14 protein-coding genes and 3 tRNA genes are annotated in these 15267 nt (G+C 58.6%); 13 read left to right on the forward strand and 4 right to left on the reverse strand.

Annotated elements, in window-relative coordinates; all coding sequences use genetic code 11:
- The first annotated feature begins 205 nt into the window (after nucleotides 1-205).
- The 5 genes from accD (at nucleotide 206) to purF (ending at nucleotide 5131) form a co-directional block, all read left to right on the forward strand.
- Nucleotides 206-1096: an acetyl-CoA carboxylase, carboxyltransferase subunit beta gene (gene accD, locus ABD997_RS08600; RefSeq protein WP_345316604.1), complete on the forward strand. Its 891-nt coding sequence runs from the start codon at nucleotides 206-208 to the stop codon at nucleotides 1094-1096.
- A complete protein-coding gene (gene folC / locus ABD997_RS08605; RefSeq protein ID WP_345316605.1) occupies nucleotides 1093-2364 on the forward strand; it encodes a bifunctional tetrahydrofolate synthase/dihydrofolate synthase in 1272 nt (423 codons plus the stop codon). The genes accD and folC overlap by 4 nt, the downstream gene beginning before the upstream one ends.
- A gap of 14 nt (nucleotides 2365-2378) precedes the next feature.
- Nucleotides 2379-2948, forward strand: coding sequence for an SPOR domain-containing protein (locus ABD997_RS08610; protein WP_345316606.1), 570 nt, complete (start codon nucleotides 2379-2381; stop codon nucleotides 2946-2948).
- A 138-nt stretch (nucleotides 2949-3086) separates the two neighbouring features.
- Nucleotides 3087-3575 (forward strand): CvpA family protein, encoded by a 489-nt coding sequence (locus tag ABD997_RS08615; protein ID WP_345316681.1) that lies wholly within the window; start codon nucleotides 3087-3089, stop codon nucleotides 3573-3575.
- Nucleotides 3576-3616: 41 nt separating this feature from the next.
- Nucleotides 3617-5131, forward strand: coding sequence for an amidophosphoribosyltransferase (gene purF / locus ABD997_RS08620; protein ID WP_345316607.1), 1515 nt, complete (start codon nucleotides 3617-3619; stop codon nucleotides 5129-5131).
- A gap of 88 nt (nucleotides 5132-5219) precedes the next feature.
- Here the strand turns inward: purF and ABD997_RS08625 are convergent, their stop codons facing one another.
- The gene (locus ABD997_RS08625; RefSeq protein WP_345316608.1) at nucleotides 5220-5819 is read right to left on the reverse strand and encodes a Yip1 family protein; all 600 of its coding nucleotides are present in this window, start codon (nucleotides 5817-5819) and stop codon (nucleotides 5220-5222) included.
- 229 nt (nucleotides 5820-6048) lie between these two features.
- Between ABD997_RS08625 and ABD997_RS08630 the strand changes: the two genes are divergently transcribed.
- Entirely contained in the window at nucleotides 6049-6783 is a 735-nt protein-coding gene (locus tag ABD997_RS08630) for a MiaE family protein (RefSeq protein ID WP_345316609.1), read from the forward strand.
- A gap of 57 nt (nucleotides 6784-6840) precedes the next feature.
- Here the strand turns inward: ABD997_RS08630 and ABD997_RS08635 are convergent, their stop codons facing one another.
- Both ABD997_RS08635 and ABD997_RS08640 read right to left on the reverse strand, forming a co-directional pair.
- Nucleotides 6841-7590 (reverse strand): UDP-2,3-diacylglucosamine diphosphatase, encoded by a 750-nt coding sequence (locus ABD997_RS08635; protein ID WP_345316610.1) that lies wholly within the window; start codon nucleotides 7588-7590, stop codon nucleotides 6841-6843.
- Between the two features lie 7 nt (nucleotides 7591-7597).
- Nucleotides 7598-8092 (reverse strand): peptidylprolyl isomerase, encoded by a 495-nt coding sequence (locus tag ABD997_RS08640; RefSeq protein WP_345316611.1) that lies wholly within the window; start codon nucleotides 8090-8092, stop codon nucleotides 7598-7600.
- Between the two features lie 142 nt (nucleotides 8093-8234).
- Here ABD997_RS08640 and cysS point away from each other — a divergent pair, with 142 nt between their 5' ends.
- Complete coding sequence (gene cysS / locus ABD997_RS08645; RefSeq protein WP_345316612.1) at nucleotides 8235-9620, forward strand: cysteine--tRNA ligase; 1386 nt, start codon at nucleotides 8235-8237, stop codon at nucleotides 9618-9620.
- A gap of 235 nt (nucleotides 9621-9855) precedes the next feature.
- Here cysS and folD read toward each other — a convergent pair whose 3' ends face one another.
- Nucleotides 9856-10719, reverse strand: a complete 864-nt coding sequence (folD, locus tag ABD997_RS08650; protein ID WP_345316613.1) for a bifunctional methylenetetrahydrofolate dehydrogenase/methenyltetrahydrofolate cyclohydrolase FolD — start codon at nucleotides 10717-10719, stop codon at nucleotides 9856-9858.
- Nucleotides 10720-11221: 502 nt separating this feature from the next.
- Here folD and ABD997_RS08655 point away from each other — a divergent pair.
- The 6 genes from ABD997_RS08655 to clpX all read left to right on the forward strand — a co-directional run bounded on the left by ABD997_RS08655 (nucleotide 11222) and on the right by clpX (nucleotide 15165).
- Nucleotides 11222-11298 (forward strand) — tRNA-Pro (locus ABD997_RS08655).
- A 96-nt stretch (nucleotides 11299-11394) separates the two neighbouring features.
- Nucleotides 11395-11471 (forward strand) — tRNA-Arg (locus tag ABD997_RS08660).
- An 11-nt stretch (nucleotides 11472-11482) separates the two neighbouring features.
- Nucleotides 11483-11558: transfer RNA gene (locus ABD997_RS08665), tRNA-His, on the forward strand.
- 243 nt (nucleotides 11559-11801) lie between these two features.
- The gene (gene tig / locus ABD997_RS08670; RefSeq protein ID WP_345316614.1) at nucleotides 11802-13103 is read left to right on the forward strand and encodes a trigger factor; all 1302 of its coding nucleotides are present in this window, start codon (nucleotides 11802-11804) and stop codon (nucleotides 13101-13103) included.
- Between the two features lie 96 nt (nucleotides 13104-13199).
- A complete protein-coding gene (clpP, locus tag ABD997_RS08675) occupies nucleotides 13200-13817 on the forward strand; it encodes an ATP-dependent Clp endopeptidase proteolytic subunit ClpP (protein WP_345316615.1) in 618 nt (205 codons plus the stop codon).
- A gap of 67 nt (nucleotides 13818-13884) precedes the next feature.
- Nucleotides 13885-15165 carry an ATP-dependent protease ATP-binding subunit ClpX gene (gene clpX, locus ABD997_RS08680; RefSeq protein WP_345316616.1) on the forward strand — a complete coding sequence of 427 codons (1281 nt, stop codon included), beginning with the start codon at nucleotides 13885-13887 and terminating at the stop codon, nucleotides 15163-15165.
- Nucleotides 15166-15267 lie beyond the last annotated feature (102 nt).

A 15267-nucleotide genomic window follows, 5' to 3' on the forward strand; every position in this document is an offset into this window, starting at 1 on the left:
CATGCCATAAGTGCCTGTTGATACAGATGTTTAGAGGGTATGACCAGTTTTCGTTAGCCGCCTAAAGTCCCTTGTGGTTTAATGGCTGCCATGTTAGCGCCGGCGGTGGCAGCCAGAAACGCACGATAGGGGCACATTGCCCAGCGAATAGCGACACGTTCCCCGCCAGAAAGGTCAAAATTGCCGAAATGGAGACAGGACCACGATGAGTTGGTTAACAAAGATCCTGCCGAAAAGTAAAACCGTATCCGACCGACGCCGTAGTGTGCCCGAAGGGGTCTGGAACAAATGCAGTAAGTGCGACCAGATCCTGTACGGTGCGGAGCTCCAACGTAATCTGCAGGTCTGCCCCAAGTGTGGCAACCATATGCGGATCACCGCCCGGGAGCGCCTGGAGGCCTTCCTCGATGAGGGCAACCGACAGGAGTTGGGTAGCGAGCTGGAACCCCAGGATATCCTCAAGTTCCGTGATTCCAAGAAGTACAAAGACAGGATCGTCCAGGCGACCCGAAGCAGCGACGAGAAAGATGCGCTGGTGGCGATGCGCGGTGAGCTGATGGGGATGCCGATCGTGGTGTGTGCCTTCGAGTTTGCCTTCATGGGAGGTTCCATGGCGTCCGTGGTGGGCGCACGGTTTGTTCGTGCGGTTGAAGTGGCGCTGGAGGAGCGGATCCCGCTGGTCTGCTTCTCTGCCAGTGGCGGTGCCCGCATGCAGGAGGCTCTGTTCTCCCTGATGCAGATGGCCAAAACTTCGGCAGCGCTGGCACGGATGCGCGACCAGGGTATTCCCTATATTTCGGTGATGACGGACCCCACCATGGGCGGTGTTTCCGCTTCCCTGGCGATGCTCGGTGATCTCAACGTGGCGGAGCCCAATGCCCTGATCGGCTTTGCCGGTCCCCGGGTGATTGAACAGACCGTTCGTGAAAAGTTGCCGGAAGGTTTCCAGCGCAGTGAGTTCTTGCTGGAGAAGGGCGCCATCGACATGATCATCGATCGCCGCGAGATGCGGGAAACCCTGGCCCGTAACCTGGCCAAGCTGACTCACCAGACCCCGATGGAAACCGTTGAGCCTAACGAGCTGGCCCCCGCATGACCCCTGGGCTCGACGCCAGCGATTCCCTGGCGGTGTGGTTGGAGAAGATCCTGCAGCTGCACCCCAGTGAGATTGATCTGGGCCTGACCCGTCTGCGTCGTGTGGCGATGCGGATGGGGCTCACCGCGCTCCCCGATAGCCAGGTGATCACCGTCGCCGGCACCAATGGCAAGGGCACCACCTGTGCCCTGATGGAGCAGATCCTGATGGCGGATGGTCACCGGGTCGGTGTGTTCAGTTCGCCCCATATCGAGCGCTACAACGAACGGGTTCGCATCGACGGGCAGGAGTTGCCGGACCAGGACCACGTCGATGCCTTTACCGCTATTGCCGCGGCGCAGCAGGACACCAGCCTCACCTTTTTCGAGTATTCCGCCCTGGCGGCACTCTGGCTATTTGCCCGCGAGCGCCCCGATGTGGTGCTGCTGGAGGTGGGCCTGGGTGGACGCCTCGACGCTACCAACCTTATCGACGCTGATATTGCGGTGATCACCACGGTGGACCTGGATCACCAGGAGTATCTCGGTGATACCCGTGAGAAGGTGGGGCGCGAGAAGGCGGGGATTATGCGCGCCGGGCGCCCGGTCATCTGCGGCGATCCCAATCCACCGGAATCGGTGGCCACTTGTGCCGCCGAGCTCGGTGCGATCTTGCTGCAACGGGGCGAGGCGTTTGAACTTGTTGCCGACCATGACCAATGGACGTATCAAAGTCCGGGCTATCGCTTTGGTGCGCTCCCGTTGCCGGCCATCCCGCTGGATAACGCCGCGACGGCTATCACCGCACTGCGCCAGCTTGAGGGAGGTGTCAGCGAAACGGCGATTCGACGGGGGCTTTCGCAGGTGCGGGTTCCGGGGCGACTCGAGGTATTGAGTCACGCTCCGGATCTGGTACTGGATGTGGCGCACAACCCCCAGGCCGGAGCCTACCTGGCCCAGTGGCTCAAGCGTCAGTCTTACGACGGGATCCATGCGGTTTGCGGCATGTTGGCGGATAAGGATGTGAAGGCGACGCTGGCCCCGTTGGGGGAGCTGCCGCTGCGCTGGTACCTGGCGGACCTGAATGTGCCGCGGGGCGCCCCCGCTTCCCGGTTGCTTTTTGCCTTGAACGACGCGCCGGGGCCAGTGGCGACGCCACAATGCTTCGATTCTGTCAGTGCCGCGTTGTCGGAAGCGCTGAGTCGGGCCCGTCACGGGGAGCTGGTGATCCTGTTCGGGTCATTTTACACTGTGGCCGAAGCAAAAGCGTATTGGCGAACGAGGAGTTAGGATTGGCAACCCCGATGCAAAATCGACTGGTGGGATTGATGGTACTGACCGCCCTGGGGGCGCTGTTCCTGCCGGATTTGCTCAACGGTGAAAAGGCGAGGGTGGAGGAGCAATTTGCCACCATCCCGTTGCGCCCCAACACCGCCGCCATCTCTACGCCGGAGGACGCCTTTGCGCCTATCGAGGCGCAAGCTGCTCCGGTACTGCCTGAGTTGGAGGAGGAGGTGGAGCCGGCAACGCAGGCGTCACAGGATCGCCCCGACAACGACTCTGTCGAACCTCAACCCAAGCCTCGCCCCTCCACCGAGCGACCCAAGGCACAAAGCCAGGCAGAGACTGCCGGCTGGACCCTGAGGGTGGGCAGCTTTCGCAGTGCGCAGAATGTAAAGCGACTGGTCCAGGAGCTGCGGGAGAAGGGGTACCCTGCCTACAGTGTGCCGTCGGCGCCGGTTGAGGGGGAACTGACGGTGGTCTACATCGGTCCTGAGATCGACCGTAAGGTATTGGCCGCTATGCAGGACAAACTGGAGCGGCAACGCTCACTGAAGGGACGCCTGGAGCGTTATGATCCCTTAAAAATATGAACAGACCCGCCTTTTGGCGGGTTTTTTTTGCTTTACGCCGAGGGGCTGTGTGTTTTTCCCCGAAGCGGTGTGAAAACGGGTCGGCTCTGGTAAACTCGCCCGCCAAAAATGATTGCTCAAGAAGGGACTATGGAAACCATGGTGTGGATCGATTATGCAATTCTCGGGGTCATCGCTCTGTCGGTCATCATCAGCCTGGTGCGGGGGTTTGTCCGCGAAGCGATGTCACTGGCGGTTTGGATCGGGGCCTTCGTTATTGCCAGTCGGTTTTACGAGGATCTGGCGGTCTACCTGACCCAGATCAACGAGCCGATGCTGAAGAAGGGAGCGGCCGTCGCCATCCTGTTTGTGGCCACCCTGGTTATCGGCGCCTTGGTGAATTACCTGGTTGGGCAGTTAGTGGAAAAGACCGGCCTTAGCGGCACCGACCGGGTCTTAGGCGCCTGTTTTGGCGCCCTGCGCGGTGTCCTTGTGGTCAGCGCGGTGCTCTTTTTCCTCGACAGTTTCACCACCGCGTCATCGGCACTCTGGTGGCAGGATTCCACCCTAATCCCGGAGTTTGGCATAGTTATCCAGTGGTTTTTCGAACATATAGAGCAATCTTCCAGCTTCCTGAAAGAAATATAACCCCTACATTAGAACATCGACCTTTGTGAGGACCCTCAATCATGTGTGGTATTGTCGGTATCGTTGGCCATTCTCCTGTGAATCAGCTGATCTATGATGCCTTGACCGTTTTGCAGCACCGCGGCCAGGACGCCGCCGGGATCTGTACGCTTGATGGTGAAGCTTTCCGCCTGCGAAAGGCCAATGGCTTGGTCAAGGACGTTTTTGAAACCAAGCATATGCACCGCCTTCAAGGGTCGACCGGTATCGGTCATGTGCGCTACCCCACCGCCGGCAGCTCCAGTTCCTCAGAGGCGCAGCCGTTTTATGTCAACTCGCCCTTTGGCATCACCCTGGCTCACAACGGCAACCTGACCAATTACGATGAGCTGGTGGCCCTGATGGCGGTGATGCGTCGTCATATCAACACCGGCTCCGACTCGGAGCTGATGCTCAACGTGCTGGCGCACGAGCTCCAGCAGTCAGGCGGGCAGCGCCCCAGTGCCGACGAGGTGTTCCACGCGGTAACCCAGCTCAACCGTCAGGTTCGAGGCGCTTACGCGGCGGTGGCCCTAATCATCGGAGTGGGCATGGTGGCGTTTCGCGATCCCTTCGGGATCCGCCCCCTGGTTCTTGGCAAGAAAAAGACCGAGCAAGGTTATGAGTACATGGTAGCGTCCGAGTCGGTAGCACTGGATGCGTCCGGTTTCGCCACGATGCGCGATGTGATGCCCGGCGAGGCGATCTTCGTAGATAACGACGGGCAACTGTTTACCCGTCAATGTGCAGACCAGGTCCACCACGTGCCCTGTATCTTCGAGTACGTCTACTTCTCCCGACCGGACTCGACCCTGGATCAGATCTCCGTTTACGGCAGTCGGGTCAACATGGGGACCAAGCTGGGCGCCAAGATCGCTCGGGAGTGGCGGGATCATGACATCGATGTGGTGATCCCGATCCCGGAAACCTCATGCGATATCGCCCTGCAGATTGCCACCGAGTTGAACCTGCCCTATCGCCAAGGCTTCGTGAAGAACCGCTACATCGGCCGTACCTTCATCATGCCGGGCCAGGTTCAGCGCAAGAAGTCGGTTCGTCGCAAGCTCAACGCGATTGACCAGGAGTTCAAGGGCAAGAATGTGCTCCTGGTGGACGACTCCATCGTTCGCGGCACGACCTCGGAGCAGATCATTGAGATGGCTCGGGAAGCGGGGGCGAAGAAGGTGTATTTCGCCTCGGCGGCTCCGGAGATCCGTTTCCCTAACGTTTACGGTATCGATATGCCCACCTCCGAGGAGCTGATCGCCTATGGCCGAGACGTGGACGAGATCTGTGACAAGATCCGTGCTGATGGGCTGATCTTCCAGGATATTGAAGACCTGGAAGCGGCGGTACGGGAGGCCAACCCTTCGATCGAGCACTTTGAAACCTCGGTGTTCACCGGCTCCTACGTCACCGGTGATATTGACCAGACCTACCTGGATCGCCTCAATGCCAGCCGCAGCGATGACGCCAAGGCAGCAAAATCCGGCGAGCAGAGCACCAACCTCGAGATCCACAATCTCTGCCACCCCTGATCCCGGACAATAAAAAAGGCCCCGACAACCGTCGGGGCCTTTTTTATGCTGACTGGTGATCAACCCGCCCATGCGGAGAGTCAGGTCGTCAGCCCACGTAGGCGGGCCCGAAACCGTAATTCCAGAGGATCACGGAGCTGGCCATGATCCCCACCAGCAACACTAAGCCGCAGGTTACCAGGGAGCTGGCGTAGATAAATCCGCGCTCCTCCGGGATGTTCATCAGGATGGGAACGCCGGAGTAGAGCAGGTACACCGAATAGGTGATCCCCACCAAGCCCGCTACCATGAGGAACCACAGAACCGGGTAGAGTGCGGCAAAGCCCACCATGAACATGGGCGTTGCGGTGTAGGCGGCCAGCTCAAGGGCCTGTGAAAACTGAGGCTGGGCCCCGAATGTCTTGGCCATCCAGTGGGTTAGGTAGGCCAGCAGGAACACACCGACAATGAGAGCGACGTACATGGCCCCGGCCATTTTCAGGGCACTGGCCTTGGTCAGGTAGATGGGATCGCCGGCTCCGATGTCCCAGCCGATGTGTGCGGCGGCAAAATAGCCACAGATGCTCGGTATGAGCGCGATGATCAGGATGTGGATCAGGCTGGAGGAGAGGCCTTCGTGGCTGCGTTCGATGCTCTTCCACTCGCGTCTAGGGTGAGCATAGAGTCCCCATAAATGGTTCAAAATCATAGTTATAGTCCTTTTCTTAGTCACTATGGCCAGTGTCGTTACGTCAGACACTACAACTACTTCTGTACAGCGATAGCTCGAACGGGGCGGCCCCGAGCGACCTTAGATCTAGTTATTGGTGAATGTTTAGTCAGAGTCAAGCCGTTTCTGCAGGAGTGGAGCGGGGCTGGGGTATACTGCGCGCCCACCCAGACCTGAATTGATGAGCCTAAGGAGAGGATCACTCGCCATGGATGCTGTGGAAACCCTGTTGCAGCCGGTTTTTCGATTTCTCAGCTGCCGTACCCCTGACGCCTGGTTGCGACAGGCGACGGAAGATCTTTCCCTGCTGCTGATTGACCATGCGAACTGTGAGCTCAAGGCCGCGCAGTCCGCGGTGAGGCTGTTGCGTCACTACAGCGACGATGACACTGACTGGCTGACGGCGCTGAAACCCTACGAGGCCCTCGCCTTTGGCCGTTGCAGCATGGTGGAGTTCGAGACCGCCGTTGGCCAGCAGCGGTTGCCCAGCCCAAACACGCGTTCGCCCATGGTGGATAAGTTGCACCTGTTGATTCGGGAGGAGCTTCACCATTTTCGCCAGGTGGTGGCTCTGATGGCGCAGCGGCAGATCCCATACCGGCATCTGCCTGCCGGAGGTTATGCGGCGCGACTGCGTCAGCACTGTCGCCATCATGAGCCTGCCCGGCAGATCGATCTCTGTATCGTCGGGGCGTTGATCGAGGCCCGCTCCTGTGAGCGCTTCGCCGCTTTGGTACCCAATGTCGATGAGACCCTGGCCTGCTTTTATCGCTCGCTGCTGCGCAGTGAGGCACGGCATTTCGAGGATTACCTGGCGCTGGCGAATGCCATCGACCCTGCGCAGGTATCTCAGAGGGTGGCGGAGTTGGTTCAGGTGGAAGGGGAGCTGATCCTGGCTGGGGAGGCGTCGGTGCGCTTTCACTCCGGGGTGCCGATGACCTGAGGCGTCGCAAAACAAAGCGCCCCTTGGCGGGGCGCTTAAAGTTGGTCAGTGCTGGGGTTACAGCGGCTGGCTGTGGAGTGTGGCCCCCTGGGGCGTCAGCTCCAGCACGCTGTCCTGGCTGTACCAGTCTCCCACCACCAGGCGCCGGCGCTGGTTGTCCAGTTCGTGGATCGCCGGCCTGTGGGTGTGGCCGTGGATCATCACGTCCACCCCCTGCTCGGCCATCAGATGTTCAACGGCTTGCGCGGTCACGTCCACCGGCTTGTAATCTGCCTGGGTCGCCTTTTGCTTGGACTGGGCCCGTCCCCGATCGGAGAGGTAGCGCCGCACCTTCAGCGGCAGCGCCAGGGTCAGCGGCAGGAACCAGGGCCGGCAACGGAGGCGGCGAAACTTCTGGTACTCGACATCGTCGGTGCAGAGGCTGTCGCCATGCAGGATCACCGCCGGGGTGCCAAACAGGTCGATCCGGGCGACCTCCGGCAGCAGGGTCAGACCGCAGCGCTTTGCAAAGCGCTTGCCGACGGCGAAGTCCCGGTTGCCGTGAAGGAAAAACACCTGGGTCTGATCGCTGGCACTGCGCAGTAGGGTCGCCACCTCCTCGGTGAAGGCGTTGTGGTCATCGTCGCCTATCCAGAACTCGAACAGATCGCCGACGATATACAGCGCGTCACACCCCGCAAGCTGAGTTTCGACGAAGCGGCGAAACGCTTGGGTGATGTCCGGCCGGCTGGGGCAGAGGTGGAGGTCCCCGATCACCAGTACGCGGGAGCCAGACGGGACTGCCCCCGCGGTCGGTGTCCAGGGCATGGATGCCTTATTCGGCAACGGTAACACGCTCAATGATTACCGATTCCAGCGGAACGTCCTGGTGCATACCGCGGTTGCCGGTGTCGACCCCTTTGATCTTCTCGACCACATCCATTCCGTCGGAGACTTCACCAAATACGCAGTAGCCAAAGCCCTGCATCGACTCGTTTTTGAAGTCGAGGAAGGTGTTGTCGCTGACGTTGATGAAGAACTGGGCGGACGCGGAGTGTGGATCCGGGGTGCGGGCCATGGCGATGGTACCGGTCTTGTTGGAGAGGCCGTTACTCGCTTCGTTCTGGATGGTTTCCCGGGTGGGCTTCTGTTGCATCATCTCGTCGAAGCCACCGCCCTGGATCATGAAGCCGTCGATGACACGGTGGAATACGGTGCCGTCGTAGAAGCCGTCTTTGGCGTAGCGGAGAAAGTTCTCCACGGTGATCGGCGCTTTTTCAGCGTTGAGGACGAGGGTGATGTCACCGAAGTTGGTATGCAAAGTAACCATAATGGTCAGTCTCTTGATTGCGAGTTAGAGGCGGATCCTAACCGATCCCGGGGTGGGGAAAAAGCGGATCGAATCGCCCGGTGGTCATGCTAGAATAGCGCCTTTCGATTTTTATCCCGACCCATCCGGAACAAAGAGCGTAATGATGTTGCAGATCTACAACACCCTGACCCGTCAGAAAGAGGAATTCAAACCCATCGTGCCCGGCAAAGTGGGCATGTATGTGTGCGGGGTGACGACGTACGACCTCTGCCACATCGGTCACGCCCGGACCTATGTCGCTTTCGATACCACCGTCCGTTTTCTGCGTCACCTGGGGTTCGATGTGACTTACGTGCGCAACATTACCGATGTGGAAGACAAAATCATCAACCGGGCCAACCAGAATGGTGAAAAGTGGCAGGACCTGGTGTCCCGCAATGTGGCGCTGATGCATGAGGACTTCGATGCCCTTGGACTGCTGCGTCCGGACATTGAGCCTACTGTCAGCGGGCATATGGATGAGATCATCGCCATCATCGACGCCCTGGTGAAGAAGGGGCACGCCTATGTCACCGACGCCGGGGATGTGCTGTTCGAGGTCAACACCTTCGCGGATTACGGCAAACTGTCGCGCCAGGACCTGGAGCAGTTGCAATCCGGTGCCCGGGTGGAGGTGGATGAGAGTAAGCGCAACCCGATGGACTTTGCCCTCTGGAAGAGTGCCAAGCCCGGTGAGCCCAGCTGGGACTCCCCATGGGGCCATGGCCGCCCCGGCTGGCACATCGAATGTTCCGCCATGAGCAGCAAGCACCTGGGTAAAGTGTTTGATATCCACGGTGGCGGCTCCGACCTGATGTTCCCGCACCACGAGAACGAGGTGGCCCAGAGCTGCTGCGCCAACGATAACCACTACGTGAACTACTGGATGCACTCCGGCATGGTGCAGGTCAACAAGGAGAAGATGTCCAAGTCCCTGGGGAACTTCTTCACCATCCGGGATGTGTTGACCCAGTACCAGGCGGAGTCCGTGCGCTACTTCCTGCTCTCCAGCCACTACCGCAGTCAGCTGAACTATTCGGAAGAGAACCTGGACCAGGCGCATGCTGCCCTTGAGCGACTCTATACGGCCCTGCGGGGGGTCACCCCCGCCACCGAGGTGGCCATGGACAGTGACCATGCGCGGCGCTTCGAAGCGGCCATGAAGGACGATCTCAACACCGCAGAAGCGCTGCCGGTGCTCTTTGACCTGGCCCGGGAGCTGAACATCACCAAGGAGGATGGTGAATCGGAGCAGGCTGCACAGCTGGCAGGCCTCATGGTGAAGCTGGGGAGTATCCTGGGTCTGCTTGGCCAGGAGCCGGAAGCCTTTTTGCAGGGTGGGGGCGACGATGCGGAGGTGGCAAAGATCGAAGCCCTGATCCAGCAGCGTAACCAGGCCCGTGCAGATCGCGACTGGGCCGCCGCCGATGCCGCCCGCGATGCCTTGAACGACATGGGTATCGTGTTGGAAGACGGTGCTGGTGGCACCAGCTGGCGTCGAAAATAAACGGTCGCTGTCGATTGAAGCCGGGCCACGCTCGGAAAAAGGGAGCCTCATTGAGGCTCCCTTTTTCATGGCCTCAGAGCAACTCAAAAGTGGTACCAGGTCAGTGGTCGGAGTCGAGGCTTGATGGGGTGAAGGGCGAGGCGTTTGATTGCGCTAAAAAAATGCCCCCGCTTGCTTTGCGCTTAAAACGGGGGCGGCATTATCGCTGGGAGGGCGGGCTCAAACGGCAGGCGCCTCAGCGCTGTGGATCGTGGTAGCGCTCGCAGGCGTAGAGGGTGTTCTCAAGCAGGCAAGCGATGGTCATGGGACCGACGCCACCAGGGACGGGCGTGATATAGCCGGCGCGCTGTGCTGCCTGGTCGAACTGGACGTCCCCGACCAGCTTGCCTGAGTCCAGCCGGTTGATGCCGACATCGATGACGATGGCGCCGGGCTTGATCCACTCGCCGGGAATGAAGCCCGGTTTGCCGACGGCCACGACCAACAGGTCTGCCTGGCGCACATGGTGCTCAAGGTCCGCGGTAAATCGGTGGCAGGTGGTGGTGGTGCAGCCAGCCAACAGCAGTTCCAAGGTCATCGGACGGCCCACGATGTTGGAGGCACCGACGATGACCGCATGCAGGCCTTGGGTCTTGGTACCGGTGGACTCCACTAGGGTAGTGATCCCCATGGGGGTACAGGGACGCAGCACCGGGATCCGCTGTGACAGGCGGCCGATGTTGTAGGGATGGAAGCCGTCTACGTCCTTGTCCGGCCGGATCGCCTCGATGATCTCGGTACTGTCGATCTGTGCGGGCAGGGGCAGCTGAACCAGGATCCCGTCGATGCTGCTGTCCTGGTTCAGCTGGTCAATGAGCTCAAGCAGTTGGGTTTGCGTGGTGTCGCTGGGTAGATCGTAACTTCGGGAGACAAACCCCACCTCTTCGCAGGCCCTGCGTTTGCTGCCGACATAAACCTGGGAAGCCGGATCGTGTCCCACCAGAATTACCGCCAGTCCCGGGGCGCGATGGCCCTTTGCCTGACGTTCGGCTACCTGCTGCTTTAACTGTTGCCGCAGCGACGCGGCGATCGCTTTTCCATCGATAATTTGGGCCGTCATATGGCTGTCGCTCTCGTCTTTTCAAGTGGCAAGATTGTGAAGTTGGGCGCATTTTATCAGTGCCCTTGGCGCAGATCACGTGGTCGGAGGAATGCGCGGATAAAGGCTGTACAGATAGCGCGACAGGGGCAAAAAAGCGTTGACCCTCTCTGTGTCGGCGGCTAATATGCGCCTCCGTTGATTGGCGACGTTGAGCGTCATCAGCCATTATCGGTAGAGTGCGCGTTAGAATCAGTCAGCTCTGTTCAGGAATGTGGAACGAGTGGACTGGAAGCGACCCGCCTGTTGCGGGACCGGAACAACAGAATTTGTCGGTGAATAGCGCAGTTTGGTAGCGCATCCTGGATTTTGGGATGAGTGGATCAGAGGGCGACCCGCCTGTTACGGGGCCGAATAACAGAACTTGTCGGTGAATAGCGCAGCTTGGTAGCGCATCCTGGATTGTGGGATGAGTGGACTAGAGGGCGACCCGCCTGTTACGGGACCGAATAACAGAACTTGTCGGTGAATAGCGCAGCTTGGTAGCGCATCTGGTTTGGGACCAGAGGGTCGGGGGTTCGAATCCCTCTTCACCGACCACCATTGCTTGTTGTCGCAGCCATTGCGGCAACCTATGTATCATCAACCCATGATGGCGTTGATAACCGCATAAGGTACGCATCAGCCGTATTCTCTGCGCCCGTAGCTCAGTTGGATAGAGCATCCGCCTTCTAAGCGGATGGCCGCAGGTTCGAATCCTGCCGGGCGTGCCATTCAAATTGTGGTGGCTATAGCTCAGTTGGTAGAGTCCCGGATTGTGATTCCGGTTGTCGCGGGTTCAAGTCCCGTTAGCCACCCCACCCTATACCCGAAAAAGGGGAGATGCCGAAGCATCTCCCCTTTTTTCTTGCCCGGGCCGCCGCTGTCTGTACTCCGCCGAGGGCTGTCGCTATAATGGCGCGTCCTTAATTTAGGTAACTGGAAAGGCGTGGACGCCTGCCAGCCCGGTTTTCGGTGTTTGATGCCGCAGATCGGGCCCAGATTTTTACCTGTGGGCCATGCCTGCGGGATGCAAAAGAACATCGAGTACTTGAGGTAACGAAATGCAAGTTTCCGTTGAAACCACCCAGGGCCTGGAACGCCGCATGACCATCACCGTGGCAGCGACCGAGTTCGAGCCCAAGGTGACAGAAGAGATGAAGAAAGAAGCCAAGCGTGTCCGTCTGGACGGCTTCCGTCCTGGCAAGGTGCCGGTTTCCGTATTTAAAAAGCGTTACGGTAGCGCCATCCGTGCCCAGGTTATGGGTGACGTGATGCAGCACAGCTTCTTCAAAGCCGTTATGGACGAGAAGTTGAACCCTGCCGGTATGCCGAAGTTCGAGCCGCTGAGCTCCGAAGAGGGCAAAGACCTGGAGTTTGCCGCCATTTTCGAAGTGTACCCGGAAGTGGAACTGAGCGGTCTGGATGCCATCGAAGTGGAACAGCCGACCTGCGAAGTGACCGACGAAAACGTCGACAACATGCTGGAAACCCTGCGTAAGCAGCACGCCACCTTTGAGTTGGTAGAGCGCGAAGCGGGCGACGACGATCGCGTCAAGCTGGACTTCACCGGTTCCATCGACGGCGAAGAGTTCGACGGCGGCAAGTCCGAGAACTTCGATATCGTGATCGGCTCCGGCCGCATGATCCCTGGCTTCGAAGAGGGCATCAAGGGTCACAAAGCGGGTGAAGAGTTCACCATCGACGTGACCTTCCCCGAGGAGTACCACGCCGAGAACCTGAAAGGCAAAGCCGCTCAGTTCGCCATCAAGCTGCACAGCGTTGAAGCCCAGGCCCTGCCGGAGCTGAACGACGACTTCGTTGTCAAGTTCGGTATTGCCGAAGGCGGTGTGGAAGCCCTGCGCGCGGAAGTTCGTAAGAACATGGAGCGTGAGCTGAAGCAAGCGCTGAAAAACGCGGTTAAAAACCAAGTGATCCAAGGTCTGGTTAAGGCTAACGACATCGACATGCCGTCTGCCCTGATCGATCAGGAAGTGAACCAGCTGCGCCAGCAGGCGATGCAGCGTTTCGGCGGTGCCCAAGGCAACAACATGCCTGAGCTGCCGGCGGAACTCTTTGCTGATGAAGCTAAGCGTCGTGTTCAAGTCGGCCTGTTGCTGGGCGAAGTGATCAAGACCAAAGAGCTGAAAGTGGATGACGAGCGTGTTGAAGCGCTGATCGCCGAAATGGCGTCCGCTTACGAAGATCCGCAGGAAGTGAAAGACTACTACGCCAAGAACCAGGAGATGATGCAGAACATGCGCAACGTCGCCCTGGAAGAGCAAGCGGTTGAAGCTCTGCTGGCGGACGCTAAAGTCACTGAGAAGCCAGTGAACTTCGAAGAGTTCATGAATCAGCAGCGCTAATTCTCTGTGATTTGACTTGGCCGCTTAGGCCAATCATATAATGGCTCGTATGAGGCTTCACTCATACGAGCCATTTTGTTAGGGAAACGACATACCATGCAGAATTTGCAAGATTCTCCTTTGAACGCCTTAGTCCCGATGGTGGTGGAACAGACTGCCAAGGGCGAGCGCTCTTACGACATCTATTCCCGCTTGCTGAAGGAGCGTGTCATCTTCCTGACCGGCCCGGTGGAAGACCATATGGCAAACCTGGTGGCGGCTCAGCTGCTGTTCCTGGAGTCTGAGAATCCGGATAAAGATATCTACTTGTATATCAATTCACCGGGTGGCTCGGTCACCGCGGGCATGTCCATCTATGACACCATGCAGTTCATCAAGCCGGATGTCAGTACTGTCTGTATGGGACAGGCGGCCAGCATGGGGGCTTTCCTGCTGGCGGGCGGCGCCAAGGGCAAGCGCCACTGTCTGCCGAACGCACGTGTGATGATCCACCAGCCTCTGGGCGGCTTCCAGGGACAGGCGTCCGATATCGCCATCCATGCCAAGGAGATTATGGGGATCAAGCACAAACTGAACACGTTACTGGCGGAGCATACCGGGCAACCACTGGACGTGATCGAACGCGACACCGACCGTGATAATTTCATGAGTGCGGAAGATTCGGTCAAATATGGGTTGGTCGATTCCGTCCTGTCACGTCGGGTGACGGAGTAACGCAAAAGCGTGTACCCTGTCGTAGACTGTATAAAGACTGCAACGCGCCTGAATGAAGGGGTAATGAATGAGTGATATTCATAAGGGTGATGGCGACAACAGCAAGCTGTTGTATTGCTCTTTTTGTGGCAAAAGCCAACATGAAGTGCGCAAACTGATTGCCGGCCCTTCTGTCTATGTGTGTGATGAATGCGTTGAGCTGTGTAACGACATTATCCGCGAAGAAGTAAAAGAGCTGACGCCGAAGCGTCAAGCCGATCGTTTGCCAACCCCTCATGAGATCCGTGCTCACCTGGATGATTACGTCATCGGTCAGGAGCAAGCGAAGAAGGTACTGTCCGTCGCGGTGTACAACCACTACAAGCGTTTGCGCCACGGTGGTGTTAACGCCGAGGTTGAGCTGGGGAAAAGCAACATCCTGCTGATCGGTCCCACCGGCTCGGGTAAGACCCTGCTTGCGGAGACCATGGCACGTCTTCTGGATGTGCCCTTTACCATGGCCGATGCCACCACCCTGACCGAAGCCGGTTATGTGGGTGAGGATGTTGAAAACATCATTCAGAAGCTGCTTCAGAAGTGCGACTACGACGTCGAGAAGGCGCAGCGTGGCATCGTGTACATCGATGAGATTGATAAGATCTCGCGCAAATCTGATAACCCCTCCATCACCCGGGATGTCTCCGGAGAAGGGGTGCAGCAGGCGCTGCTGAAACTGATCGAAGGGACAGTGGCCGCGGTTCCGCCCCAGGGCGGGCGCAAGCACCCTCAGCAGGAGTTCCTGCAGGTGGATACCTCCAAGATCCTCTTTATCTGTGGTGGTGCCTTTGCCGGCTTGGATAAAGTGGTGGAGCAGCGCGCCTTCGTTGGCACCGGGATCGGTTTCGGCGCCGAGGTGCGCAGCAAGGATGATGGTAAGTCTCTGACCGAGGCCTTCGCTCAGGTGGAGCCGGAAGATCTGGTGAAGTACGGCCTGATCCCCGAATTCATCGGCCGCCTACCTGTACTCGCGACTCTGGGGGAGCTGGATGAGGAGGCGCTGATCCAGATCCTGCAGGAGCCGAAAAATGCGCTGACTAAGCAGTATGGCGCCCTGTTTGACCTGGAAGGGGTGGAACTGGAGTTTCGTGAAGACGCGCTGCGTGCCATCGCTCGTAAGGCGATGGAGCGTAAAACCGGTGCACGGGGTCTGCGCTCCATCGTTGAGGGTACGCTGCTCAACACCATGTACGACCTGCCCTCCATCGACAACGTCGAGAAGGTGGTGGTGGATGAGTCGGTGATCAATGGGGAATCTGATCCCCTGCTGATCTACCGCAACGACACCCAGGCTGCTTCCTCTGACGGTTAAGCGTCCAGGTAATTGATTGTAAAGGGGCCACTTGGCCCCTTTTTTGTACCCAAATGATTGAATCTGAAAGATCCGGCCCCATATACTGGGTTATAACCTTCC

The sequence above is a fragment of the Ferrimonas gelatinilytica genome (assembly GCF_039544205.1).
Classification (GTDB): Bacteria; Pseudomonadota; Gammaproteobacteria; order Enterobacterales; family Shewanellaceae; genus Ferrimonas; species Ferrimonas gelatinilytica.

Coding starts and splice junctions, on each gene's coding strand:
- accD (WP_345316604.1), top strand. CDS start 206: ATGAGTTGGTTAACAAAGATCCTGCCGAAAAGTAAAACCGTATCCGAC.
- folC (WP_345316605.1), top strand. CDS start 1,093: ATGACCCCTGGGCTCGACGCCAGCGATTCCCTGGCGGTGTGGTTGGAG.
- ABD997_RS08610 (WP_345316606.1), top strand. CDS start 2,379: ATGCAAAATCGACTGGTGGGATTGATGGTACTGACCGCCCTGGGGGCG.
- ABD997_RS08615 (WP_345316681.1), top strand. CDS start 3,087: ATGGTGTGGATCGATTATGCAATTCTCGGGGTCATCGCTCTGTCGGTC.
- purF (WP_345316607.1), top strand. CDS start 3,617: ATGTGTGGTATTGTCGGTATCGTTGGCCATTCTCCTGTGAATCAGCTG.
- ABD997_RS08625 (WP_345316608.1), bottom strand. CDS start 5,819: ATGATTTTGAACCATTTATGGGGACTCTATGCTCACCCTAGACGCGAG.
- ABD997_RS08630 (WP_345316609.1), top strand. CDS start 6,049: ATGGATGCTGTGGAAACCCTGTTGCAGCCGGTTTTTCGATTTCTCAGC.
- ABD997_RS08635 (WP_345316610.1), bottom strand. CDS start 7,590: ATGCCCTGGACACCGACCGCGGGGGCAGTCCCGTCTGGCTCCCGCGTA.
- ABD997_RS08640 (WP_345316611.1), bottom strand. CDS start 8,092: ATGGTTACTTTGCATACCAACTTCGGTGACATCACCCTCGTCCTCAAC.
- cysS (WP_345316612.1), top strand. CDS start 8,235: ATGATGTTGCAGATCTACAACACCCTGACCCGTCAGAAAGAGGAATTC.
- folD (WP_345316613.1), bottom strand. CDS start 10,719: ATGACGGCCCAAATTATCGATGGAAAAGCGATCGCCGCGTCGCTGCGG.
- tig (WP_345316614.1), top strand. CDS start 11,802: ATGCAAGTTTCCGTTGAAACCACCCAGGGCCTGGAACGCCGCATGACC.
- clpP (WP_345316615.1), top strand. CDS start 13,200: ATGCAGAATTTGCAAGATTCTCCTTTGAACGCCTTAGTCCCGATGGTG.
- clpX (WP_345316616.1), top strand. CDS start 13,885: ATGAGTGATATTCATAAGGGTGATGGCGACAACAGCAAGCTGTTGTAT.